At 41.1% G+C, this 24,593-nt stretch carries 27 protein-coding genes and 2 pseudogenes; 8 read left to right on the plus strand and 21 right to left on the minus strand.

Features of this window, described 5'->3' with window-relative positions:
• Positions 1-268: 268 nt before the first annotated feature.
• From AB4238_RS20410 to AB4238_RS20425, 4 genes and pseudogenes are all read right to left on the minus strand, one after another.
• A complete protein-coding gene (locus AB4238_RS20410) occupies positions 269-1,543 on the minus strand; it encodes an NAD(P)/FAD-dependent oxidoreductase (protein WP_372035247.1) in 1,275 nt (424 codons plus the stop codon).
• Positions 1,544-1,639: 96 nt separating this feature from the next.
• Entirely contained in the window at positions 1,640-1,828 is a 189-nt protein-coding gene (locus AB4238_RS20415) for a proline racemase family protein (RefSeq protein WP_372035249.1), read from the minus strand.
• Positions 1,829-1,928: 100 nt separating this feature from the next.
• A pseudogene (locus AB4238_RS20420) lies at positions 1,929-2,423 on the minus strand (proline racemase family protein).
• Between the two features lie 51 nt (positions 2,424-2,474).
• On the minus strand, positions 2,475-2,618 hold the full coding sequence (locus tag AB4238_RS20425) for a hypothetical protein (RefSeq protein ID WP_372035250.1): 144 nt from the start codon (positions 2,616-2,618) through the stop codon (positions 2,475-2,477).
• Between the two features lie 159 nt (positions 2,619-2,777).
• Here AB4238_RS20425 and AB4238_RS20430 point away from each other — a divergent pair, with 159 nt between their 5' ends.
• The 5 genes from AB4238_RS20430 to AB4238_RS20450 all read left to right on the plus strand — a co-directional run bounded on the left by AB4238_RS20430 (position 2,778) and on the right by AB4238_RS20450 (position 7,800).
• Positions 2,778-3,131, plus strand: coding sequence for a dihydrodipicolinate synthase family protein (locus tag AB4238_RS20430; RefSeq protein ID WP_372035252.1), 354 nt, complete (start codon positions 2,778-2,780; stop codon positions 3,129-3,131).
• A 119-nt stretch (positions 3,132-3,250) separates the two neighbouring features.
• Positions 3,251-4,252, plus strand: coding sequence for a 4-hydroxyproline epimerase (locus AB4238_RS20435; protein ID WP_372035254.1), 1,002 nt, complete (start codon positions 3,251-3,253; stop codon positions 4,250-4,252).
• Between the two features lie 41 nt (positions 4,253-4,293).
• Positions 4,294-5,859 (plus strand): aldehyde dehydrogenase (NADP(+)), encoded by a 1,566-nt coding sequence (locus AB4238_RS20440; RefSeq protein WP_372035255.1) that lies wholly within the window; start codon positions 4,294-4,296, stop codon positions 5,857-5,859.
• A 107-nt stretch (positions 5,860-5,966) separates the two neighbouring features.
• A complete protein-coding gene (locus AB4238_RS20445; RefSeq protein WP_372035257.1) occupies positions 5,967-6,638 on the plus strand; it encodes a GntR family transcriptional regulator in 672 nt (223 codons plus the stop codon).
• A 97-nt stretch (positions 6,639-6,735) separates the two neighbouring features.
• On the plus strand, positions 6,736-7,800 hold the full coding sequence (locus tag AB4238_RS20450) for a ketoacyl-ACP synthase III (protein WP_372035259.1): 1,065 nt from the start codon (positions 6,736-6,738) through the stop codon (positions 7,798-7,800).
• A gap of 59 nt (positions 7,801-7,859) precedes the next feature.
• Here AB4238_RS20450 and AB4238_RS20455 read toward each other — a convergent pair whose 3' ends face one another.
• Entirely contained in the window at positions 7,860-8,438 is a 579-nt protein-coding gene (locus AB4238_RS20455; protein WP_372035260.1) for a lecithin retinol acyltransferase family protein, read from the minus strand.
• Positions 8,439-8,787: 349 nt separating this feature from the next.
• Here AB4238_RS20455 and AB4238_RS20460 point away from each other — a divergent pair, with 349 nt between their 5' ends.
• The 3 genes from AB4238_RS20460 (at position 8,788) to AB4238_RS20470 (ending at position 10,421) form a co-directional block, all read left to right on the plus strand.
• A complete protein-coding gene (locus AB4238_RS20460) occupies positions 8,788-9,069 on the plus strand; it encodes a heme NO-binding domain-containing protein (RefSeq protein ID WP_372035262.1) in 282 nt (93 codons plus the stop codon).
• A gap of 170 nt (positions 9,070-9,239) precedes the next feature.
• Positions 9,240-10,079, plus strand: a complete 840-nt coding sequence (locus AB4238_RS20465) for a sensor histidine kinase (protein WP_372035264.1) — start codon at positions 9,240-9,242, stop codon at positions 10,077-10,079.
• Positions 10,080-10,088: 9 nt separating this feature from the next.
• The gene (locus tag AB4238_RS20470; protein ID WP_372035266.1) at positions 10,089-10,421 is read left to right on the plus strand and encodes a response regulator; all 333 of its coding nucleotides are present in this window, start codon (positions 10,089-10,091) and stop codon (positions 10,419-10,421) included.
• A gap of 40 nt (positions 10,422-10,461) precedes the next feature.
• On the opposite strand, the gene AB4238_RS20475 is transcribed toward AB4238_RS20470, so the two are convergent.
• The 16 genes and pseudogenes from AB4238_RS20475 to AB4238_RS20550 all read right to left on the minus strand — a co-directional run bounded on the left by AB4238_RS20475 (position 10,462) and on the right by AB4238_RS20550 (position 24,402).
• Positions 10,462-11,139 (minus strand): exonuclease domain-containing protein, encoded by a 678-nt coding sequence (locus tag AB4238_RS20475; RefSeq protein ID WP_372035268.1) that lies wholly within the window; start codon positions 11,137-11,139, stop codon positions 10,462-10,464.
• A gap of 5 nt (positions 11,140-11,144) precedes the next feature.
• The gene (locus AB4238_RS20480) at positions 11,145-12,992 is read right to left on the minus strand and encodes a DUF294 nucleotidyltransferase-like domain-containing protein (RefSeq protein WP_372035270.1); all 1,848 of its coding nucleotides are present in this window, start codon (positions 12,990-12,992) and stop codon (positions 11,145-11,147) included.
• A gap of 151 nt (positions 12,993-13,143) precedes the next feature.
• Positions 13,144-14,862, minus strand: coding sequence for a sodium:solute symporter family protein (locus tag AB4238_RS20485; protein WP_372035272.1), 1,719 nt, complete (start codon positions 14,860-14,862; stop codon positions 13,144-13,146).
• Positions 14,863-14,893: 31 nt separating this feature from the next.
• On the minus strand, positions 14,894-15,160 hold the full coding sequence (locus AB4238_RS20490) for a DUF4212 domain-containing protein (protein ID WP_012277650.1): 267 nt from the start codon (positions 15,158-15,160) through the stop codon (positions 14,894-14,896).
• A gap of 815 nt (positions 15,161-15,975) precedes the next feature.
• Positions 15,976-16,746, minus strand: coding sequence for a hypothetical protein (locus tag AB4238_RS20495; protein ID WP_372035274.1), 771 nt, complete (start codon positions 16,744-16,746; stop codon positions 15,976-15,978).
• Positions 16,747-16,953: 207 nt separating this feature from the next.
• Positions 16,954-17,136: a hypothetical protein gene (locus AB4238_RS20500; RefSeq protein WP_372035294.1), complete on the minus strand. Its 183-nt coding sequence runs from the start codon at positions 17,134-17,136 to the stop codon at positions 16,954-16,956.
• A 144-nt stretch (positions 17,137-17,280) separates the two neighbouring features.
• Positions 17,281-18,039, minus strand: coding sequence for a serine protease (locus tag AB4238_RS20505; protein WP_372035275.1), 759 nt, complete (start codon positions 18,037-18,039; stop codon positions 17,281-17,283).
• Between the two features lie 14 nt (positions 18,040-18,053).
• Entirely contained in the window at positions 18,054-18,401 is a 348-nt protein-coding gene (locus AB4238_RS20510; RefSeq protein WP_372035277.1) for a hypothetical protein, read from the minus strand.
• 164 nt (positions 18,402-18,565) lie between these two features.
• Positions 18,566-18,808, minus strand: coding sequence for a hypothetical protein (locus tag AB4238_RS20515; RefSeq protein WP_372035279.1), 243 nt, complete (start codon positions 18,806-18,808; stop codon positions 18,566-18,568).
• A gap of 45 nt (positions 18,809-18,853) precedes the next feature.
• Positions 18,854-19,282: a DUF4124 domain-containing protein gene (locus tag AB4238_RS20520; protein WP_372035282.1), complete on the minus strand. Its 429-nt coding sequence runs from the start codon at positions 19,280-19,282 to the stop codon at positions 18,854-18,856.
• 97 nt (positions 19,283-19,379) lie between these two features.
• Positions 19,380-19,838, minus strand: a complete 459-nt coding sequence (locus AB4238_RS20525; RefSeq protein ID WP_372035284.1) for a Mor transcription activator family protein — start codon at positions 19,836-19,838, stop codon at positions 19,380-19,382.
• Positions 19,839-19,872: 34 nt separating this feature from the next.
• Positions 19,873-20,076, minus strand: a pseudogene (locus AB4238_RS20530) (hypothetical protein); the annotation flags it as partial.
• Between the two features lie 112 nt (positions 20,077-20,188).
• Entirely contained in the window at positions 20,189-20,815 is a 627-nt protein-coding gene (locus AB4238_RS20535; protein WP_372035286.1) for a thiol:disulfide interchange protein DsbA/DsbL, read from the minus strand.
• Positions 20,816-20,830: 15 nt separating this feature from the next.
• A complete protein-coding gene (locus AB4238_RS20540; RefSeq protein WP_372035288.1) occupies positions 20,831-21,649 on the minus strand; it encodes an SDR family oxidoreductase in 819 nt (272 codons plus the stop codon).
• A 331-nt stretch (positions 21,650-21,980) separates the two neighbouring features.
• Positions 21,981-23,174, minus strand: a complete 1,194-nt coding sequence (locus tag AB4238_RS20545) for an HD-GYP domain-containing protein (RefSeq protein ID WP_372035290.1) — start codon at positions 23,172-23,174, stop codon at positions 21,981-21,983.
• Positions 23,175-23,934: 760 nt separating this feature from the next.
• Positions 23,935-24,402 (minus strand): DUF2919 domain-containing protein, encoded by a 468-nt coding sequence (locus AB4238_RS20550; RefSeq protein ID WP_372035292.1) that lies wholly within the window; start codon positions 24,400-24,402, stop codon positions 23,935-23,937.
• Positions 24,403-24,593 lie beyond the last annotated feature (191 nt).

Here is a 24,593-nt window from a genome sequence, read left to right on the forward strand (position 1 = left end):
AGAATTGTCTACAGCCCCAGTCGAGTAAAATCCAAGGGGTTTCAAGTACACCTTTAAAGTAATTAATTATTTTATTTATCACTGCTTCTCTACCTATTGTCTACATATTGTGAACTCAAATTTTTATATGCCTATTTAGAGATAGATAGCAATTGACTCACCAACCGAATACTTTATGCACCGCTTAGTAACCAATTGACTAATAATGTATCACAACCTAAAAATGAACAGCTGCTATCTACTTTAGACAGCAGCCTTTATATTCATCTTAATCAAATCTATCTATTCTATAAGGTTGTAGATCTATATTTGATTGTTCTCCAGCCACCTCTTGAGCCAACAACTTAGCTGTCAAAGCAGACCACGTTAACCCTAAGTGCTGATGACCAAATGAAAAGAATACATTTGACTGTTTATCGCTACGACCGATTACAGGCAAACTATCAGGTAAAGAGGGGCGAAATCCCATCCAGCGTTCACCGTCGGTAACTGTTGCACTTTCAAACAGTGTCGGTAATAGCGCTTTCCCATGAGCAAACAAACAATCAGCTCTTTCCGGAACTAAAGGCGCCTTTAAACCACCGAACTCCACCGTACCCGCAAGCCGAGTTCCCTCAGCCATAGGCGTTATAATAAACTTACGGTTATAAGAAGCTACGGGACGGGATAACTTACTTAATTGCGGCATCATTAGATGATATCCACGCTCTGATTCTAATGGAACCCTGTGACCTAACTGTTTAGCAAAGGGTTTTGACCAAGCGCCTGCTGCAATAACCAGTTTATTAATTTGCTTACTGGTGCCTGTAACCATCTCCAACTGAATGCTTGAACTGCTCTTAGCGACAGCAACTTTTACAAGTTCTTCCGTTACAAACTTTCCACCTAACGAAATAAACTTTAACTCTAAAGCCTTACACAGATCATAAGGATCACTAGTATGGCCAACGTGGGTGAAATACAAAGCATGAGTAATCGTTTTACTCAAAGAAGGCTCGAGTTTCCTAACTTGGGTCCCATCAAGTAATTGCACTTCAACGCCGGCGTTCGCATATGCTGTTAGTTCTTTATTTACTTCATCTAAAGGCGTATTTTCAAAAACAAGTAAACTGCCGTTTAGGGTCAGTAACGCCTCACAATCACAAAAGCTAACTAGCTCCTTCATCGCCGCAATAGAACTTCGGTTAAGTGCTTTTATCGCTCGTGTATTTTGAGTTCGTCGCCCAGGCAACATATTGATTAAAAACCGCATAAACCATGGCAGGGCTTTGACAAAGTATTTAGGTTGGATCCTAAAAGGCCCTAAAGGATCCAAAAGCATACCCGGCAATTTGGGAAGAATGCTAGGATCAGCTAATGGAAAGACCTGTTCAGTTGCAAAGTGACCAGCATTCCCCTTAGAAGCGCCAGCCCCTGCTCCTTCTTTATCTATAATAGTGACATCAAATCCTTTTCGTTGGAGCTCAATGGCAGCAGCTAACCCAACAATACCGGCTCCTACAATCGTTATCGTAGCACCATGCTTACCGTCATGTTCTTTCATTAATAATTCCTTCTTAATCAGTTCTTAACGCAACATAAACCCATTTTAGAATACATCCTCGGGGTCAATAAAGAACTCGTGTTTCTCTGTAATAAACTATCTTCCAGATACTTCTGGTAGTACAGTATTTTTGCCAAAATATGTAGATATCGAGTTAGCACTGACAATCATTCCTCCATCAACGATGCTTTCGATCATCAATTTGTCGTTCAGCTCAACCTCTCCTTTTGCATGCAGTAGCGCGATTCTTCCTGCGACACCAGTGCCGGTCGACGACCGATCCACCTATCCATCTGCAAAAAATACACACATGTCGCGAATGTGCTTGTTTATTTGTTACTTTTTCGATGTAAAAATTGTTCCGTAAAGGAAACTAAAATCCTCCTCAACTTGGATAATGAATCGGATGAGATGCTATAACAGCGTGCTTAACGCGCCTTCCAATATCGATTAACTGCGGCACATTGTCAGGTGAACAGCTTATGTCACATTCGTCAGCATCAACATAAGCGTAATACGCTCCACCAAAGCCAATGTCATAACTTATCTATCTAAAACCATTGACCATGACCTCACAGCCTATTGCTTCCGCCCATGAATCCACATTTTTAAAGCTAGCCTGAACTTTGCCTACAAGATCACGGTAAACTTTTGCTGTGATTAACCCCGCTGGAGCATCGATGTTTATTATTCGAGGAAGATTATTAAATACAATACTATCTGTTTCACACATCACTTTTACAAGCGCTAAAATGCCATCGCCACACATAGAGCTATAACAGCCATTGTGTAAAAATAAAACACCGAAATCGGCTCCAACTGTCACAGGTTCTGTAACCAGTGCACCATACATATCTGTATGTCCCTGTGGCTCGTGCATTAGCAATTTGCGATAAACATCCCAATTTTCAGCAACAAATTTGCGTTTTTTTTAAATAGTTTCACCTTTTATTTCAGGACAACCAAAGGTGATAATTCGAAGTGCCTCCCCTTCTGTATGTGCATCAATCGTTTTTAATGCTCTATAAGTGCTTGCCAGGTCTGGACTGACATCAATTTCGGTCATTATCAGCATTACCCCTCACTTCAATTGCATATTGTATACAATCCCTCAGGTGTGGTTTTATTGCTCTAAATCGCAATTTAGGGTCTTTTATTTTTTACTCTCACGTATACAATATCCCACAATCAAGCAGAATTTCAAACGTAAAAATGTAGTGATAGAGGCTTAAATATGGAGGTAAACAGGCAAGGCGTTTTACCCGTTATCTCGACTCAGTTTTATGAGGTTAGGACTATCAATTACGAGTCAAATGCTCGCATGTTGGAAGATCTAATCAGAGATGGAATTGACGGAATTATTGCTCTTGGCATGTTCCGAGAGAAAGCATCTTTATGCCTAGAAAGGATGCCTGATTTTATCAAAAATACTGTTAAAACAGTTAAAGGTCGTATATTAGTTTTGAGTGGCTGTATTGAAAATACTGCAGAGCAAAGCTTAGCTCGTGGTAGCGAAAATGTCCGTAAACCTCGCTTAGCTTTAATCGGTAAGGAAAGAGCATACGTTGAGAAAGTAATTGTTCAATAACGTGGCACTCGTATTAATCTAGAAAAGTACAGTATCGACTATATATAAGTCATATATCCAAGCGCTGCTCCCATTTTTAGTGAGCTCAGCACAATAACTATAGTAGTGGAATTAAATACATGCTAAAAGGCACTTTCTTTTGCATTGACGCACATACTTGCGGCAACCCTGTAAGGCTAGTTACCAGTGGGCATCCAAACCTTATAGGTACAAATATGAGCGAGAAAAGACAACATTTTCTTCGTGAATATGATTGGATCCGCAAGGGACTTATGTTTGAGCCTAGAGGCCACGACATGATGTCTGGGGCCTTCCTTTACCCGCCATGTTCAGATAATGCAGACGCATCTATTCTATTTATTGAAACAAGCGGCTGCTTACCTATGTGTGGTCATGGGACCATAGGCACCATAACTGCTGCCATAGAGTCTGGATTATTAACTGCGAAAACGCCCGGTAAACTCATCATTGATGTTCCTGCAGGGCAAATAAAAATCGATTATCAAGCAACAGACAACAAAATAGATTGGGTAAAAATTTATAACGTCCCAGCCTATTTAGCTCATCAAGACCAGATATTAGATATTCCAGGCTTAGGTACACTAAAGGTGGATGTCTCTTACGGCGGAAATTACTACGTGATTGTTGATCCCCAAGAAAATTTCCCGGGGCTACGTCACTGGACCGCTGCAGATATTTTACGTTGGAGCCCTATTGTTCGTCAGGTAGCTCATGAACAACTCACTTGTGTACACCCAAATGACCCTACTGTGAGCGGTGTAAGTCATGTTCTTTGGACCGGCGATACTATCTCAGAAGGTTCTGACGGAGCCAATGCGGTATTTTATGGCGACAAGGCAATAGATCGCTCTCCATGTGGAACAGGTACCAGTGCCAGACTTGCACAACTTTATGCTAAAGGACAATTGCAAGTGGGTGACGAATATACCCATGAAAGCATTATCGGTAGCCAATTTGTCGGCCGAATTGAAGCTGCAGCAGAAGTCGGCGAGTTTTCAGGCATTATGCCGAGTATCAAAGGATGGGCAAGGATCACGGGCAACAACGCCATCACTATTGACGATGACGATCCATATGCCTTCGGCTTTCAGGTTGTGTAATTAATCATTAAATTATTGAGCAAGCAAGCTCAGGAGTAGATATGACAGACAAATCAAGCGTTGCAATAAATGGCCAGCACTTTATCAATGGCGAGTGGACAAACGAAGCATTGCAATTTAATAGCATGAACCCAGTGCTAAATGAAAATACCCAGTGGCAATTTGCTTCGGCGAATACCAAGAATGTCGACGCAGCGGTTAATGCTGCAAAGCAAGCATTCTTATCTTACAGACGTACCTCAGAAGAACAACGTGCTGACTTTCTAGACGCTATAGCAGAAGAGATTCAAATAGATATTACTGCCATCACGGAAACCGCACATGTCGAAACTGGTCTCCCCATGGCACGCCTACAAGGTGAAACAGGCCGAACGTGTGGACAATTAAAACTATTTTCCAGCACACTAAGAGCACCAATCAACAATGTACTTGTTGATCATGCCAACCCTGATAGACAACCTTTGCCAAAGCCAGACACGCGCTTAGGCACATTACCCATTGGCCCAGTCGCTGTTTTTGGCGCATCTAACTTCCCGCTCGCATTTTCTACTGCTGGCGGCGATACAGCTTCTGCACTCGCAGCAGGTTGTACAGTTGTCGTAAAAGGTCATCCTGCTCACGCAGCGACTAGCGAATTAGTGACAAAAGCTATTGCCCGTGCAGCAGCGCGTAGCAATATGCCAGCTGGCGTTTTTAACCTTATTCAAGCGACAGAACCTCAAGCTTCAACCCAACTGGTAAACCATAGTGCAATAAAAGCCGTTGGCTTCACAGGTTCATTAAAAGTCGGCCGCATTTTATCTGATATTTGTGCCGCTAGACCTGAACCTATTCCATTTTATGGCGAGCTAGGCTCAATCAACCCTCAATTTTTATTGGGCGAGTTATTGACGGCTCAAGCGGAAAGCTTAGCGACGACTCAAGTACAGTCAATGATGATGGGGCACGGTCAGTTCTGTACCAGCCCTGGTGTTGTTGTTGCTATAAAGGGAGAAGCACTGAACCGCTACCTCGCAACTATGGCTGAAAAAATTGCATTAGAGTCAGCAGCAAGCATGCTCACTGTTGGTATTGCAACGACGTTCCAATCTCAAGTCGACGCTTTGTTAAGCAATCAATCGGTTTCACTAATATCTCAAGGACAGCCGTCAACAGCGAGTCACTTTACACGGCCTGCAGCAGTAAGAATTGAAGCTGACGACTATCTGGCTTCTAGAACACTTCAACAGGAAGTATTTGGCCCATTCGCCGTGGTTGTCGCTTGTAACGATTTAGCACAGATGGAATTGATTGCAGAACAGATGGAAGGTCAATTAACCGCTTCGATCCATGGGGTTGAAACTGAACTAGCTGAAAATGCACAATTGATCGAGTCGGTTTCATTCAACGTTGGCCGCCTTATCTTCAATCAAATGCCAACAGGAGTTGAAGTTTGTCATTCAATGAACCATGGCGGTCCTTACCCAGCGAGCACTGATAGCCGCACGACTTCTGTTGGTAGCCAAGCTAAAGCTCGCTTTGAACGCCCTTTGTGTATCCAAAACATGCCTACGTCTATTTTGCCATCCCGGTTAAAAGAAGACCAAGCTAATATCATCACATTTTAAACATTTCAAATTATGTACAGGGAAACAAGTTGTTTCCCTTTCATTATACTTATTTAAGCGGTAATCTAAGAAAATCGTCTTGAACAACTAACATAAAAACAGGATATATGAGCAGAATAACTCCTATCGTTCATAAAACACGCACTCAAGTAGTTGTAGAAGTATTGAGGGAAAAAATCCTATCAGGAGAAATTGCAGCCGGCATGCCATTACGCCAAAGCGCCCTTGCCGACGAAATGAATGTGAGTAGGATCCCCGTACGAGAAGCATTGCTGCAATTAGAAGCTGAAGGATTAGTTAAGTTTGAAGCCCATAAAGGCGCGACGGCAACCACTTTGTCAGCCGTTCAAGTTACCGAGCTATTTGATTTAAGAGCACTGATTGAAACCGATCTATTAGCTAAATCAATTCCTCATATGACTGAAGAACATTTTGCTGAAGCTGAAACTATCTTAGATTCACTGGATGTTGCCTTTCAAGATAAAGACCAAATTGAAAGCTGGAGTGGCTTAAACTCACACTTCCATATTTGTTTATACCGCGCCGCTGACAAGCCTCATACTATTGATGTTGTCCATGGTCTTAATACCAACTGTGACAGATATGTTCGACTAGAACTTTATTTGGCTAGCGGGATCCCTAAAGCCCAAAAAGACCATAGAGAATTACTTAACCTCTGCAAGCAAGGTGATGTTGATAACGCTGTTAAACTTTTACGCGACCACATCCTCCAAGCAGCTGAAGCAATTAGAGTATTAGTTGCTCAACAAGAGGTATAGCTCACTGTTGAGTGTGACAAGACTTGTTAAGCTTTACTAATACTGATTGACAAGGCAGACCTCAGGTTCTGCCTTTTTATTTTGAGAGAATACCTAAATGCAGTACGCAACAATAACGGGATGGGGCAAATGTGTGCCTCCTGCAACTTTGACCAACCATGATCTTGCTACTTTTATCGAGACTTCCGATGAGTGGATTAAACCTCGTACAGGTATAAGCCAGCGTCATATTAGTCATGTCAATACATCAGAACTAGCATCAGTCGCCGCTCAGCGTGCACTTGCAGCTGCAGGTATTGAAGGTAGCGACCTAGATATGATAATTCTAGCAACCGCTACGCCAGATACTTTGATCCCTAATATTGCCTCTACGGTGCAAGCAAACATAGGTGCAAGTTGTGCCGCGTTTGATATCAATGCCGCCTGCAGTGGTTTTCTTTATGGTATTGGGCTTGGTAGCTCACAGATCAGAAGTGGCCAGTGTAAGAAGGTCTTAGTCATTGGTGCAGAAAGATTATCATTTTTCTTAGATTGGTCTCGCCGAGAAACTGCAGTTTTATTCGGAGACGGTGCAGGTGCAGTCGTTCTTGAAGCAACTGACGAAGCCATTGGCGTACTAGGTTATGAGCTTAATAATGACCCTGCTGGTCGTGATATTCTCAAAGCTGGCTTTGGTACTGCTATGGACAGATTTGAAGCTTCCTCACTCGATTTTTACATCGAGTTTAATGGCCAAGAGATCTTTAAGCGTGCAATTGCAGGCATGGGGAAACTAAGCACTAAGGTCATTGAAAAGTGTGGCATCGATAAAGACGATATCGATTGGGTTATTCCGCACCAAGCTAACGAACGCATCATTGATACGTTAATTAGCCGTATGAAAATTCCAAAAGAAAAAGCTGTGGTTAATATTGCCAATTATGGCAATACCTCTGCAGCAACGATACCCATCGCTATTTGCGATGCTTTAGAACAAGGTAAAATTCAACCAAACCAAACGATTCTATCGTGTGCCTTTGGTGCGGGTCTAACCTCAGCAGCGGCCTTAATTAAGTGGGGCGATAGAGTAACACCGCTTAAAGTCAGTGATGCTGAACTACCTCCTTGTAATAAAACCGGTATTGAATTAGTCAGTAAAGCTGTGAAGCATTTTTGTAAGTAGCTTTATTCGCTTTAGTAAAAGACCAGCAAACACCGACTTAAAAAGTCGGTGTTTTTGTATCAAATGATCGCTTCGTCCCAATAAATAGCTTCTTTAAAGTAACTGCCAATTTCGTTATTGAGTTTGCTAAAACTAGACAAGGACTTTTCTTCACCTGTAAGGCAATAGCAAACAAACCGATGGCAGTTATTATCGAGTAAATCGTATTCACGATAGCTAAATATCGCATCCTTAGCCCTCTCTAATGCATTAGTGCCAACTAATGGTTGGTGCCGATGGTTACATGCTTGATAAACTCTACTGCCGCTTCTTTCGGCTAAAAATCGTTCAATTGAAATTGCTCGAACCAGTCCACTACCGTGTAGCTCAACCAAGGTGTCCTCACCCAGCCAAATACCGGTATGCTCAATAACACCAAAGACAAAACAACAAATAATAGCACCAGGCTCTAATGCAACCTTCTTATCACCTGTATGCCATAAACTAGGAGCAAGTTCAGCACTATCGCCATGGGAATGAGCAGATTTAGCCTTGCCCTGCATGCGCTTGTGGGCAATATCCTTCTGATTTTTGCGTTCTTCAGCAACCAAAGCAGCACCTATTGCAGCTACACCTAACCATATCAAGGGTAATGCCATACAGTTTCCTCTAGCTAAAATAGATCTAATACTCTGTAAGATATACAACAATTCTAGTCAGCAGAAGTCAAAAAGTGTAACCAAAACTTGTTCATTGCTGATTGCGGTAACCCATTTAGTGTCGACGATAAGAATTACAGTGACTTTACCAACAACTAAAACGGAAGAATATTTAAACTAAAGCGTAAATTTAATAGATGCTTAGTCATATACAAGCATTGAATATAATCAATTAATACTCTACTTTAATAAGAAGCAGTACAATGAGGAGATATCTATGAAAGGAATCATTTTTGCAGAGTTTTTAGAATTGGTGGAAGACTCTTTCGGTTGAGAAATTTGTCAAAAAATGCTCGATGAAAACCAAAATGACGGGGTTTATACTAGTGTTGGCACTTATGACCACAATGACCTTATTAAGCTCATTGTGAGTTTTAGTCGGCTCACTGGCGTATCGATAGAAGATCTGCAACAAATCTATGGCAAATCGGTTTTTATCACACTATTCAATAGTATGCCAGGTCTTGAAGGAAAGTCTGATTTGAAAATATCAGAGCCAGCCGCATCCGATTTAAATCACCAACAGAAGAAAACCAATTTGATACTTTTATCGCAGGCGACAAAGCACTAATACAACAAATTTCAACCGCTAACCAAGCATTAAACTGGTCAAACGATCACCAGCAAATAAAATTACTCATCAAGACTTCAAACAGTGTTTTAGGTAGTTTAACACTGGTCATAGAATCACCTCATTCATGCCAAAATACCATTGAAAAACAGCTACTGCTATTTTGCGATATGATTAGCGCAGCCCAGCGACGACAAGAATTACTCGAAAACACTATCGAAGACAAGTTAAGGGCCGAATCCTCTGAGCAATCGCCCCGTGATTTTGTTGCGATGATTAACCACGAATTAAGAACCCCACTTAATGGCTTGCTCGGCTCAGCAGAGCTTATGATTGATACCACACTATCGAGTTATCAACAGCAACTTCTCAATACCATGCACCAGTCTGGGGAGCTTTTAAGGGTCATCATTAATGACCTATTAGATCTCAGTAAGATGAGTGCAGGTATGCTACAGATTGTAGAGGTCGATTTCTCGCCAGCGAAACTGTGCCAGATGATTTTTGATATTTTTAAGCAGCGCACAGAAGATTTAGGCCTTATATTTAGCTTCAATGCCCATCAAAATATTCCACAAATATTGCTAGGCGATCCAGACAGGATAAAACAAATCCTGGTTAATCTTATTGGTAACGCTCTTAAGTTCACCCAACAAGGTGAAATCAAAGTCGATATCACCTGGGAGCAAGAAAAGCTTCATTTAACGGTGCAAGATACAGGATGTGGGATCCCAGAAGATAAAGTAGCCACATTGTTTGACCCTTTTACTCAAGTCAATAATTCTAACAACCGCTCCTTTGAAGGCACTGGGCTAGGACTGGCTATTTGTAAGCAATTGGTCGATGAGATGAACGGAACAATTTCTTTAAGTTCAGTCCTTGGTGAAGGCAGCTGCTTCAAAGTAGCCCTGCCATTAAATAGCTCACAGAAGGCAGCCTTAGATATTGAACGACCTCAAGCGGATTACCCCATTGAAAAGCTAAAAATCCTCGTCGTGGAAGATAGTTAAGTTAACCAAATGCTGATTGAGATGATTTTGGCCAAATTTGGAATTACGCCCACAATCGCTAACGACGGTCAGGAAGCGCTCGACTATTTAACCTTCAATAACGTCGATATTGTATTTATGGATTGCAGAATGCCTGTGGTCGATGGTTTTGAAGCGACGAGCTTATTGCGTGAAAAGGGCTATACAAAGCCCATTATTGCATTGACTGCCAGTACCACTTCGGTTGAAACTGAACAATGCTTCCAATGTGGTATGGATGAAATAATTAACAAACCTTACCAGCAGGAAGATATTAAGACGGCATTAACAAAGTGGGCGCAAATACTTGATAGCAGCCGTTAGCCATTACTGACTTGAGCAACGTCTTAATCGTTATTGCAAGCTAGCGTAATAAATCTACCAAAGTCAGCTCTTCGGCCCCTGCAATGCTCGCCATTTGGGCCAATAACAATTCTCCACAAGATAATGCGTCAACTGCCGCATTATGGGCTGCATAAATAGGTAAACCATATCGACGCCGACAAGCATCTAGCCTCAAGGAGCCTTCTTTAATCACCTCATGCTGTCGCAAAATACGGCTTCGTTCTATAGACATTGTATCAATTGAGACAAAGTTCATTTTCTCACCAAGACAACGTAAAATTTCTGCTTTTAGAAAACACAGATCAAGCGGGGCATGATGTGCTACGAGCACATGACCTTTAGTCTTTTCTAGAAACCAATGCATTGCCTCCTTAGCTGAAATCGCAGCTTTTAACTGGTCGTCAACGATGCCATGTATTGCAGCACTATCACCCACACTGCCTTCTATGCTCACCAACCTATAATCGGCATCCTTTAATTGAAGCATGCCATTGTGGATAGGGACCATGCCAATACTCAAAATTTGATCGAACTGAGCATTTAACCCTGTCATTTCTAAATCAATTGCCATTAAAGGAATATCCACTAAAGGCTTAGATATAGCGCGACTTAAAGCACGGTAGTAGTTAGCAACTAATTCATCAGCAGCTCTAAAGGCTTTCAACCTGAGCTGACTTTTTAAATAGAAGCACTTCAAAAGAGTTAGTAGCTCCGCATCATTTTCAATTTAAGCCCTACTTGGCCATCATGGACAACTTTAAACGCATCTCTTAACTGATGACGAACCAATGAAGACACATCTTTTGGCATCAAATAATTGGTGACAGGCTTACCGTTAGTATACTGGTAGCCTTGATTAGACAGCCGCATATGCGCAATAAACTCATGAGCATCGGCAAGATTTAGCGCATCTTTACGGTTAATGATATTTTGCTCCATTAACGCCCTAATTCTTTTGGCAGTATTAACCTCTTTAATGCCAGCAGACAAAGCATAAACACGAGCAATATCGTTAATTAATGCGTTGCCTTTATGCTTAAGATCAATTCCTTTAACCTCAGTGCCATCACGCTCCAGCACAAACTTTCTGAAAAAGCCCAAAGGCGGCGTACTCGTCAGTGAGTTACCAGTGAGACCGGCAAGGAAAATATCGTTGTCTTTGGTATTGTTAAGCACCTCATCTTGCAAACCATTAAACAAAGATTGTGGCCCATAAACAGAACGCATATCAAAAAAGATACTACTATGCATTAATGCTTTAGGATCTGGTGTATTAACCCACTTATGAAAAATGCCACACCATTTTTCAAGTGACATACGCCATTTAGGGTTTTGCGCCATAATATCGCCCGGGCAGTAAATATAGCCACATTCATCAAGCCCAGCACACACAGCTTTTGACAATGCTTCAAAGTAACCTTCGGCGGCTTTATCAGGCTCGTGGGCCAACAGAAGTCCATTGTCCTGATCTGAACAAGCAGCTTGGTCTTGTCGCCCTTGCGAGCCAAAAGCTAACCAACAAAAAGCCATCGGCGCTTCGCCCAAGATCTGCTGGTTTAATACAATTAAACGCCGGGTCAACGCATCGGTTACCGAAGTTAATACTCTACCAATCTCTTCGGCCCGTGCATCAGCGCTAATTAGGTTTTGCAATAAAAGTGGGATCTGTTTGCTCACCTGAATCAAACTAGGCAAATCTTTCTGTCGATCAATTTCACCGATTAACAATAACGGCTGCGAACTTTGTCCACGCAGTATATCGGTGCTAGTAATAATCCCTTTTGCTTGTCCACTGTCTACCACTGGTAGATGATGAATATTGTGTTCACTCATCAAAAGCATAGCTTCAAACACTAATGAGTTTGACTCTATAGAAATCGGTGTGACGGTCATCGCCTGGTGGATTGCTAGAGTGCCGTCTAACCCCTCAGCTAACACCCGGTTACGTAGATCTTTGTCTGTTAAAATCCCTACTAATTTTTCATTATCGATAACGAGTACTGATGAAACCCGGGATTTACGCATCAATCGTGCAGCATCCGATATCGTTGCCTTCATATCGATTGTCAACGGAGACTTAGACATCAATGTCGTGATCCGACTCGTTGTTGTCAGCTCTTTAGCTTTAAATCTACCCTGATGCCGTAATCGCTTAGCAAAAGCTTTATTGAAAAAACGGTCAAATTCTCGACTTTTTGTACGCAGTAAATTAAACATCTCAGGTGGCAGATGGTACACCAGCCCATCTTCTAAAATAGCGACGCGATTACTCGCCTCTTCTCCTGATAACAACGAAGGAAATCCAAAGTAATCGCCCTCACCTAACCTATCAAGCAGCTCTCCATTGATGTCACGTACTTCAAAAGCGCCACTTCTCACAATATACAGCTGAGGGTGAAGAGGATCTAACGGCACAAAAGCGGAAGCTTTACTGTAGTAGCCAATAGTGAGTGAGCGACAGCCACTTAACAACGCTTCCTCATCCAACGACAAAAAAGGTACTCGCTGCTGTAAGAACTGCATAATGGGTTGTAATTCGCTAGCATCCATTTCTCGACTCCCTATCCACTGACTTGCTCTGCAGTTACAACTATATCGTTTAGACTGGCATTAACACTATTCGACTAAAGGCCAGTCTATGGCTGTAGAAATAGAAAAAGAGCGCTAAAAGCGCTCTTTTTAATCAATCTAACTTTAGCTATTAGTGATCTTGCGCTTCACCAGAACCCTTAGGGAAACGAATCGACTCAACCATATCAACAACATCTTGAGGAATAGCCGTTGTAACCTTACTCACGCCAAAGGCTACAGCAAAGTTAATCACCATGCCGAGCATACCAATACCTTCAGGCGATACACCAAATAACCAGTTCTCACTCATATTTGCACTTGGGTTTACAAACTTAAAGTACACAATATAAGAAGCAGTAAATAGCAGACCCGTTATCATACCGGCGATAGCGCCCTCTTTATTCACTGTCTTAGAGAAGATCCCCATGATAATTGCAGGGAATAATGATGACGCAGCAAGTCCGAATGCAATCGCAACAACCGCAGCCACAAAGCCTGGCGGATTAATACCGAAGTAACCTGCCATCACGATACCCAATGCTGCAGCAATTCGAGCGTACATCAATTCCTTCTTATCAGAGATATCAGGCATTAAATTCTTTTTCAGTAAGTCATGAGATACCGAAGTCGAAATTACCAGAAGTAGACCAGCTGAAGTTGATAACGCAGCCGCTAGACCACCTGCAGCCACAAGTGCGATAACCCATGCTGGCAGATTGGCAATTTCCGGTGTCGCTAACACCATAATATCGCGGTCAATCTTCATCTCACTTTCAGCGCCTTTAGCATAGTAAATCTTGCCGTCGTCGTTCTTATCATCCCAAGTAATTAACCCTGTTTTCTCCCAATTCTTAATCCATTCTGGTGCCGTTTCATAAGCAACACCTGTCGACTCAGGACCATTAATGGTTTCAATCATGTTCACACGAGAGAACGCAGCAAGAGCAGGAATTGTTGTGTACATAATCGCAATAAACACCAGTGCCCAACCGGCAGATACTCGCGCATCTTTAACTTTAGGTACAGTGAAGAAACGTACGATGACATGCGGAAGACCTGCAGTACCAAACATCAATGCACCAGTAATGAAGAACACATCAATCATGCTCTTAGAACCTTCGGTATATTGGGAGAAACCTAACTCGGCAGACAATCCATCAAGCTTATCTAACAGATACACTCCAGTGCCATTGCCGGCAGCATCAATTAACTCAGCACCAAAGCCGATTTGTGGAATGATATGGCCTGTCATCATCACTGAGATGAAGATAGCTGGCACCATAAAAGCAAAAATAAGCACGCAGTACTGTGCGACCTGGGTGTAGGTAATCCCTTTCATTCCACCAAGAACCGCATAGAAGAACACTACTGCCATACCAATATATACGCCAGTTTCAACTTCAACCTCAAGGAACCTTGAGAATACAACGCCCACACCACGCATTTGACCTGCGATATAGGTAAAACAGATAAAGATGGCACACACTACCGCTACGGTACGAGCCGCTTGAGAGTAATAGCGGTCACCAATAAAATCAGGCACCGTGAACTTACCAAATTTACGCAGGTACGGAGCCATGCAAAGCGCTAGCAGAACATAACCGCCGGTCCAACCCATTAAATACACTGAACCATCATAACCAGTAAAAGATACAATACCCGCCAATGAGATAAATGATGCCGCTGACATCCAATCGGCAGCTGTAGCCATACCGTTCATTACTGGGTGAACTCCGCCTCCAGCTACGTAAAATTCTTTGGTCGAACCAGCACGAGACCAGATCGCAATACCGATATATAGGGCGAATGTAAACCCTACTATCAGATAGGTTAATGTTTGTACGTCCATTTCATGACTCCTTTAAATAAGTTCTTAGTTATTAGTCTTCGTGCACATCATATTTTTTGTCTAATGCATTCGCTTTAGCGACATAGACAAAAATAAGTGCGACAAACACGTACATGGCACCCTGTTGTGCAAACCAGAACCCCAACTTGAACCCCATGAAATGGATCTCATTGAGCACATCTACTAATAAAATGCCACAGCCGAATGAAACTGCTGCCCATATGGCCAATAAGCCCAATACTAGACGTAGATTTTCACGCCAATAACCTTCTGCCTTCTCGTTGCTTTCAAAACTCATAGCGACTCCCCTGTGCTGATTTTTTTATTAAGTCAGCAGTTAATCTAGCAAGCGTGCGCTGAACAACAATCGCGACCTTAGTCTAACGCCAACGGAAGCTTGTAAACCAAACTAAGATAAACAACGTATTTTCAACAACATACAGGTTTACGCGCACGTAAAGCCAGCTCGTTTAGTGAGCGAGGAGTTAGACCAAGGTATTATCTGTTTTTAATTTTCGGCCACAAAAAAGCTGTAGCGCGTCGCTTAGTTTGGGAATTCGATTCGGATGGTTTGGGAAATTCAGCTGGTGATCCATCCATAAGTCAGGTCGATAACTGTGGGAGATATTATTTACGATAATTTTGATGGAATTAATGTTAGGAATAAGATAGTGTTAATTCTAGCTGAAATGCTTCTCCTCACGTCTCTAGACGCTTCAATAGTAAATCAAAAAGATAAAAATTTAATATCAAGCAAGCTAGGCAACTCCCTTCAAAACGAGGAGAGACGCTATGGATAAGAAACAATCAAAACTTGATAAGCTTTGGGTAAAAGTGAAGAACAGCGGATTTTACGCGAGATTTAGGCTTTTATACCTGATATTACAAACTATTGAATCCATTGAAACCACTTTAAATTACATCACTAATTTGTAAATTTATTTAGAGTTGTAACTAGCTAAGAACCTCTAAATCCCCTTCATATGATGGGGATTTTCTATATTTCGAACATTGTAAATATTAGTTCTTTGGCGGTGTCTTGAACTCAACTATCGACGATAGAAACCTTACCACTTTAGAATTTGTCCCACTTCTGATTGGCAACAGTTATCGTCAACCTGAATTGCATGTTAAGTTTCGGTTATGAGCTTCTTTGACAATGCATGCACCTTGAGGAACTTTTATAGCAAGAGAACCATTTTCATTGAAAAAAGCAACATGGTCTTTTGAGTGAATGACCAGCACGCCTTTAAAAATAGTTTTACCATCTTTGTCGATAAGCGCGTGGCAATTACCCCAAAACTCTTTACTTTTTATGTGACAACCATTTTCTAAATAGTCTGTTCTAATCTGAACTCCAATCTCAGAACCTTTATTGTGTGCAAAGCTTGGAATTGCATACCAAAAAACAACTAAAAATATTAGAACATATAAAATTGATAAAATACTATAGAACGCAAGCCCTGTAACTCCAACCGCTTTTGTGAAGTCGTTATTTTTCCAGTGCAAGTACGATATTACGCTTTTGAATTTACTGGTTAAATTAATGGTAAGACTGGATGATTCATTACCCTTTTTCTTTATCACAAAGTAACTAAAACCAATACAAACAACCGCAAAGCTAATTGAATACCAAGTGAATATTAGCTTAATGAAGTCCACTACCACAGAACCTACAGCTAGAAGACTAGAACCAATCGCATAATAAGCAGATACATATATATCCTGAACTGATAATGGAAATGCTGCTGCACTGACCCCAAAGGCAGCTAACTTACCTTGATAATAACTCAATCCAATCAAGTATCCAGCTGGCGCTAGAACACCTAAATAAGCGATAAACAGGTCTAATCGATTAGTTTTTTTCTCAGGACTATCCGACAACTTTTAACTCTCCTTAAAAAGTATAATGCCTTAGCTTCTGTATGTTATGAAAATCTGATTCAAAACGGACATGCATATTTAACAACCAATTTATTTACATCTAGTTAAAGCAAATTTTCGATGAATCAACACCCTACCAGAGCGGTGCTGAATAAACGAGCAAAAAAATTGGATAGACAATACCTAAACATCCTTCCATTAGGCATTTCAGACTTCAATCTCGGAAAACGGTAAATCTGTTGCTTGGCCTTGTACTTGGCCGTCAATAATGTATACGTTTCCCCTTGCGACTGAATCACCTAATACCACCTGGTAACTACCATCAGCATGCTGCACGGTTGTAGTGCCATTTGTGGTTGATACAACCGTTGCTACTGCACGTTTAGGCATAAAAAACTGAGACAAGGAACATAGGTTCATTGTCTCGGTTTAGGGGGGCTAGCAGGGTTTGAAAGGTTTCGGGATAAGTATCTTAAGCATCGAAAAAGAGGTCATGTATCAACACTTGCTCTGCAAATATCAAAAATTATTATCCTAAACTTGATTTGCTATTTCCACTAATAAGTCAGCATACCAGATGACATGTAAATTTAATGGCTGTGATCCTGCGTACTTATGAGCAGAATAAACACCAAAAAGTTTACTTCCCTCATCTCTATTACCTTCTTTAAATAAAGTGTGTGGCGTACAAAATACAGGGCTGCCACTCATACCAGGCTGTAAATTTCCGTCCACAAGAAAATACGGTTTATTGTTGAACTTCACTTTATAAGGACTAGCAATAGTTACTCTTCGCGATATTGGTAAATTATTAAATTTATCATAAAAACCTAGTGGATAGCCCAAAACAGCGAGATTCCCAAATTCATTTAAAGGAAAATCATTTACAAGATCTTGACCAACAAAAGTAATTTTTGGACTTGATAATGGATAGTACTTTACTGCGTTATCACCTAACAAAGTATTTTCGTTTAGTGGTATAAGAACCACATCGCAACCATTTTCCTCAATACTAGGATGTTCAAGCCACAGCTTTCTCTCATCAAATACTTTAATCGTTATAGTGTGATGCTTTGAGCAATCATTTTTGTCTGTATGAGTAATAATTCTGACATTGTCAGCTTTCTTATTTTCCCTAAACATCCTTGTACGTTCGCATTCGACTACATGTTTATTAGTGACTAGATATTTATGATTGTTATGGCTAAAAAAAAATCCTGTTGCTCGCTCTAAATGCTCATTCCCGCTGTAAACGTCTACTTTAGTTGTTGTAAAATGAATAGGATTAACCATTACTTAAATATACCTCACACTTCTTTGTTTTTTACGTGTGAAAAACTAAACTTTGTCACCACAATTATCAGTAGCCCGACGACAAATAAAATTACTCCAGGAGTTGCGTCTGAAAGCTCTACGCTACTACCTACTATATCAGCAACAAAGCTAGAGTTTCCTTGTACCTCATTAACAAGAAGCAGCACTCCAGCTACCATAGACCCAGCTCCGATAAGTGAGCCAACTAATGAATAAACTAACTGCATTGTCGCCAGTTTTTCCTGCAGTTTTTCTGAAGTCGATGGATCTACCTTAATGGATTGTTTGACTTCACTATACTTTATCGCTTTTAAACCTTTATCACGCCTAAATATTTTCATGAATCAGTCCTAAATTGACAGTAACAAGTACCTAACTAACTCTTTTTACTTACGTTCGCTAGCTTCTATACGGCTACGGTATGACCCGATAATTTACCATATTGGTGTAGAGTGTCCTTTGATGCAAAAAAGGCACTCTACTGTTATGTGTTAATGCAATGCCTCTATTTTGGCTTATATTTGTATGCTTTTGGCTTTACAACTTCCAAAGGTTTGGCTTTAGGCTTTGCGTAATAGCTAAGAGGCTCAGCTATATCAAAACTATAACCCAACCCAGCGGATGCACTCTGCTTGAGTTTTTGAGTTTGTCCACGCTCAAATTCATTAAACTCTGCAGAGCCAGGGCTGTAAGCAATATCATGGTATGACTTAGCCCAGAACCCTTCCACAAATGCTTTACTACGCATTAAGATGTCCTTATCAAAATTTATGCTTTAAAAATTTCGAGCCTTCTACTGGAAAATTTTGTACTGATGCTTGCTCAGCTGAGTACCACTATGATTCAAGTAGCACGGATAGAGCTTACTTCCTCCGTATCCACCATAGCTATTTTTCGCATTAACTTCTAACTGAAGTACCCTCCTAGCACCACTGTCATCTTGCAACCAATCCAATCGGTATCCAAGCACTTGAACTGATTCAGGATCTTTAAAATTGTTATTGCGTTTTATGGCAGTCATGCACTGCTGAACTAATTTTTCTTCAGTTGATGAATTGCTATTGCGATTCATTTTTGCAGGAGGGGTGACTGTGATCTCTTGTGCATCTTCAGCACATGGATCTTGGCTGTATGTTTCAACGCCGTTTAAAGTACATTTGTACACCGCCGCTTCAAGATTAGAGCTACACAAAGCCAATATGAAAAATAGTCCTTTATTCATTCTTAACATCCTATGTTGAAGTTGGCTAAGAGTTTATCGTCAAAATTCAGCAAAAAAAAGGGTTACCTATCGGTAACCCTATATTTAGATTGAAAAATCAAAATAGCCGTCTCAGTTTTCTCGCCACAAACGCTGCACGTTGTTCAGCTATGATCTGGCTAACACGGTGCTCAGTAAGGTCATATTCGCGCGACAATTGCTCTAGGTTGTTGCCTTTAAACTCACGCAAAATGCGGATATCACGCAGTGCATCTTTGAGACGTTCACCATTAGGAATATAGATATCTCGGCCACTGAGATAAGTACTTAAGGTGGTGGCAAGCGCTTCAATGATTTGCACTGCATTGCTAATGACTTGGCCCTCTAAGGTGACGCGCATCAGCTCACACAGGCTTTGCAGCGTTGATGGCCAACGCTTAACAAAGTCTTCACGCTCGTCTGTCTTAAGGTTTTGTAGTGTGGCCAAGGCTAATTCAAGCTCTTGAGAGGCTGTTTGCAGTAGGTCGAGTCGCTGTTCACTCTTTGCGTTATTCGCGTTATTAAGACATTTACTCATGCCCTGCCCTTGCGTATGCATTATTTAAATAAAGCTACACTACTTGGGTGTAACTTAAGCTCTGCAGCTTGATTGAAGTGTTATTGCTCGGCTTTCTATTAGGAGAGGTTCTTAAACGAATGCGCTCAAGCAGTTCACGGCGGTGCCAGTTTTTTAGGCTTTCTAATACTCGGTTGGCTTGTTGAGGATCGAGCCAGGCACCGCTGTCGACCTGTTGTTGTAATTTAGTCATGCGGTGAGTGTAATGTCTGGTGGCAACTTTAGGTTAACCTATACTTCTCATACCTAGTGACTTGGTTACTCAGCCACAAAAAAGCCCACTTGAAGTGGGCTTTTTGCTGTATTAGCGGTTAATCTTCAAGTTGGCTCAGGTAACGGATCATCTCAGCAAGCGCTTCAGGGGACTGAGGTTGCTTCTTAATTAAGTACTTTCCGTTGACCAGTAGAGATGGCACACCTTTAATCTCTGCCAATTGTGCTTGAGTGTCATAATTCATTAATGCCAGTTTAGCATCAGCCGAATTCATCGCGTCTGTCACCGCTTTATCATCGACTCCTTGACTGACAAAGTAAGCTTGAAGATCTGCTGGTCGGTTGAATGCACCATTATTTTCATGGATCCGAGTAAAAATATTGCCATGCACTTGTTTAGTTACACTGAATTTTTGCGCTAAGTAATAGGCTTCTTGGCTTAATATCCAACTCGTACGGCCAGCTCCAACTGGCGTTCTTTCAAACTGCACATCACTCTCTAGCAGATGGGCTGTTTGTTCAAACAGCGGATCTTGTCGGTAACAATGACCGCAGTTATAAGAGAAAAACTCCCTGATCACCGGCGTTTGAGCTTCTGGGATCCCAGCTATCTTGACGTAATCAATACCTTCTACATACTGAGCGGCATAGGCGCTTTGTAAGGGCAATAGCAAGCTGACAATCGCCAGTAAGCCACTGGTAAACAATACTTGTAACGATTTCATATACATCCTTAATATTTAACAGGCGTCCAGCATATCCATTGGATCACTGAACTGATACTCAAAATTTAGCTCTTTAACGAGTCGATTGCTACTAATAAGTTTGCCGCCGACCTTACTGTCTTGTACAAATTGCGGCTCCACGAGCCCCAAATTTAAGCTAGCCTGACGGTAAAAATCCTCACGTGTAGGATGCTTAGGGGCGCAAACATTATAGACACCAGCAGAGTCAGCATCGAAAATCAGTTTTGCTACGGCACTAATACAATCATGCAGGTGAACAATATTAACCGGAGCTTGTGGTTCTGCAAGCTCAGTTTTGCCAGCCAAAAAGCGTCCTGGATGTCGTTTAGGACCCACTAAGCCAGAGAATCGAGCAATACAGCAATTATCTAGCGCTAAAAACATCGCTTCAGCTTGTAGCAGCTTTTCACTGACCCCTGAGTGAGCAGCAGCATCTTGCTCTGTCATTATTTTATCCAGTGATGGATAAACTCCCGTGGTACTCACAAAGACTATTTTCTGGTAACGAATACCACTAATCAATCCAGTTAACTTTGTAAGTTTGGCATGATAAGCATTGGGATCTTTTCTTAGGCCCGGTGGAATATTGACAACTAAACAATCGGTGTTAAGCGCGGCTTTTAGTGCTGGAAGTGACTTTTGCTTCACTTCTGCCAAATCTAATGCAAAGCCGTTAATGCCATCTTTAGATAATGCACTCGCATCCTCAGGGCTACGTTTACTACCATTTACCGTAACACCACGTGCTACTAATTCTTGCGCAAGTGGTAAGCCAAACCAACCACAGCCAACAATACAAACTGAATTTATCATTTTCACCCTTTTGATTACTCTTAAATAACGAGGCTAAACCGCATTTTTATTATACCAATTCCATTAAGGATATACTCAGTTCAGAGCTTTTCAGGGCTTTCAATTCAAGCCGCATTGTGAAAAAAATGGCTATTCCCTTTTGAGACAATGCGACGTAGCAGTGAAAATCCTGAGACGCTCACAACGTGCGGCTGATAACTAAGGCATGGGGAAATCACTTAATACAGCGCATGTGCCATTCGATATAGAATAACGATTAGTGATAAGCCACTGACTTGTCTAAAGTGATTTAAACTCCCGCTGAATGAACAACTCTTTAATGGAGTTGATATTACATAGAGCTAAAATAGAAGCTTATATCAGCACTAGGATCCAGTGCTTTTAATGCGCCAGAGCCTAGCTCTTCGGCCTTAATCACTTTACTTATCAATATACCCTCTTCGACTAAATAGCGTAACACTGCGTTATCACCGTTTTCATCACAGGCGATGACATGAGGTTGCTTGACCATTTCAGTCGTAATGAGAACTTTTGCAATTTGCCCATTTGATAATTGCACTAATGTACCAGGAGGATAGATCCCAAGTACTTTAACCAAAGCAGAGATAAGCGATGCCGCATGCTTACCCGCTCTATTTTTAAAAAGGTAGCCTAGAGCCACTTGCGGTGAACGCCCCTGACCAAATTTAAGTAACTGTTCAAAGTCATTTGCCAAGGCAACTATTTGTGTGGTTAATGGGATCTGCGAGCCTTTTAATCCATCAGGATAACCACTACCATCTGCCCACTCATGATGATGTAGAACAATATCAAGTACCGCTTTTGGAAACAGATCTTGTTTGGTCATCATGTCAAAACCAAATTTGGGGTGCATCTTAAGAAAGTTAACTTCATGATCAGATAAATTGCTTTTCTTACGTCTAATAACGTCAGGTACTTTTCGCTTACCAATATCATGAAATACAGCTCCCATTGCAATATCCCGTAGCTCTGAATCCGTACAGTTCAATGAGCATCCGAGCATCATCGACAATACAGCAATTGAAATCCCGTGCTCAGTTCCGCTGTCGTCCTCGCTACTATTCACTAAGGCAAGATGCGGTGTTGCGGTTTCTTTAATATGGTCCATCATCGATTCGACTAGCGTTGCAGCAGAACGATACGCCCCCTCAGGCTCGGCGGCTATTTTTGAAAAAGCACTGCGGCACTCTAACCCATTCTTTTGAAACCGTTGGTGACTCACACGAATAGATTTACGTAATGAAGCTAACCTCTCTTGTGCAAACTCCTCCGCGGACTTTTCAACTATTACTTCAATCTGTTGCTCTTGTGTAGATGCAAGCAACGCTTTCCCTGCGATTAAGTACACATAAGCAATATTCAAGCTTTTAATCAGTTCAATTTGCGATTGGTTTTCAATTTCAAACTGATTAAACAGGAAGGGATGCTGCGTCCATGACAGAGGTAATTTGATGGTTAGACCGATGCATAACTTAGACAAAGGAATTCTGACGTCTTTTGACATTACTAAACGCTCCAGAGGTCGTCACTATTTAACAAAAGTGTCTCGCTCTTGAATTAAGATATCGTGCCATGCACATAAAAGGTAATCACTGGCACTAATTGTGGCTACATCATCATTAGCTATCAGTGGATGATAATAGTTTTCTACGATGAAGAACAGTAACAATGTCAATTTTATGACAGTTTTCACATAGTTAAACTAGCAAATCGAAAGTTAATAACTTCAGGCAATCCAGTTGTTTCAGACAAAAAAATGGCAATCAAGTAACTTCAAAATACTTCACAGAGGAATCAACTGCAGCGACAAAATAAAATCTGACAGGCCGTCAAATTTTTAAGGGTGTAATTACGCAAAGATTAATGCTCGATAATGACAAACAAGGTTACTAATAGCCAGCAGGCTACCTAGGGATAAGTTATAACTTATTCCATTTTTATCGAAAATTGTGTGGAATTACCAATAAACGGATATTGTATGCAATGTACAGTTGGTATATTCTAGTTTCGTTCTTTAGAGTTAGTAGCCCCGAACTATTACTCTCAAAGACAAACTGTCAATTGTCCTTTTACTAAGGCTAGCAACAACTTGTTGCTTAACTAAAAAAGGTTTTTTTGTTAATATCCCTGGATCATAGTATCGAATGCTGTCGGTACTGCAGATTCATTTTGGCGCTGTATTTATACAGCGCCATTTTTTTATCAGCTCAGCAAGTAAAAATCCTAACTGACGAACATAAAAATATTGCTCTGTCAGTCTCGAACTACTCTTCTGCTTTCCAATCTAAAAAATAATATTTTAATCTATTTGAATTAAACAGATATAAGGTACTCCAGAATAGAAACAATGCATCCAGTCCTACACTCCAGCTATACACATAGTGAGCATGCAAGATACGTTGAATAAGCAGGCCTCCATCTATACATAACAGCACCAGTAATAGCCACTTCATGTATTTAAAAATAGGTTGGATCCACCAAGGGCCACGCTTTCGCTCGGCTATTATTAAGCCGTATACAACAAGTGCACCAGCGCCAGCCATTAACGCCATCAAAAAATCGGACTTCTGCGGATAAACTAACGCTACCAGCCCTGCTCTATCACTTGCTTGAGTTAATGATGCGATAAATACGCACCAACCTCTCGCTAAAAATACCAACATTAAATACAGCATCAAAGGAGGCTTAATATGCCCCTTATCATCTAGCCAAGTTATGTTACTGAAATTCAAAGCTGTCCCTTTTGTTCGAATCTAGACAGCGCTAACTGCAACTGTATTTTGTGTTTAATCAGATATGGTGCCTTTTGCAGAAATTTCAACGTTTTTAATGCAGAAAATTACTTATTGAAGTACTAGAAAGGTGGTAAAAATAGTAAAAGACAAATAAAAAAGCTCCCCTTAGGGTAATGCCGATCATTTAG

It is taken from the genome of Shewanella sp. 10N.286.45.A1 (assembly GCF_041470405.1).
Lineage (GTDB): Bacteria > Pseudomonadota > Gammaproteobacteria > Enterobacterales > Shewanellaceae > Shewanella.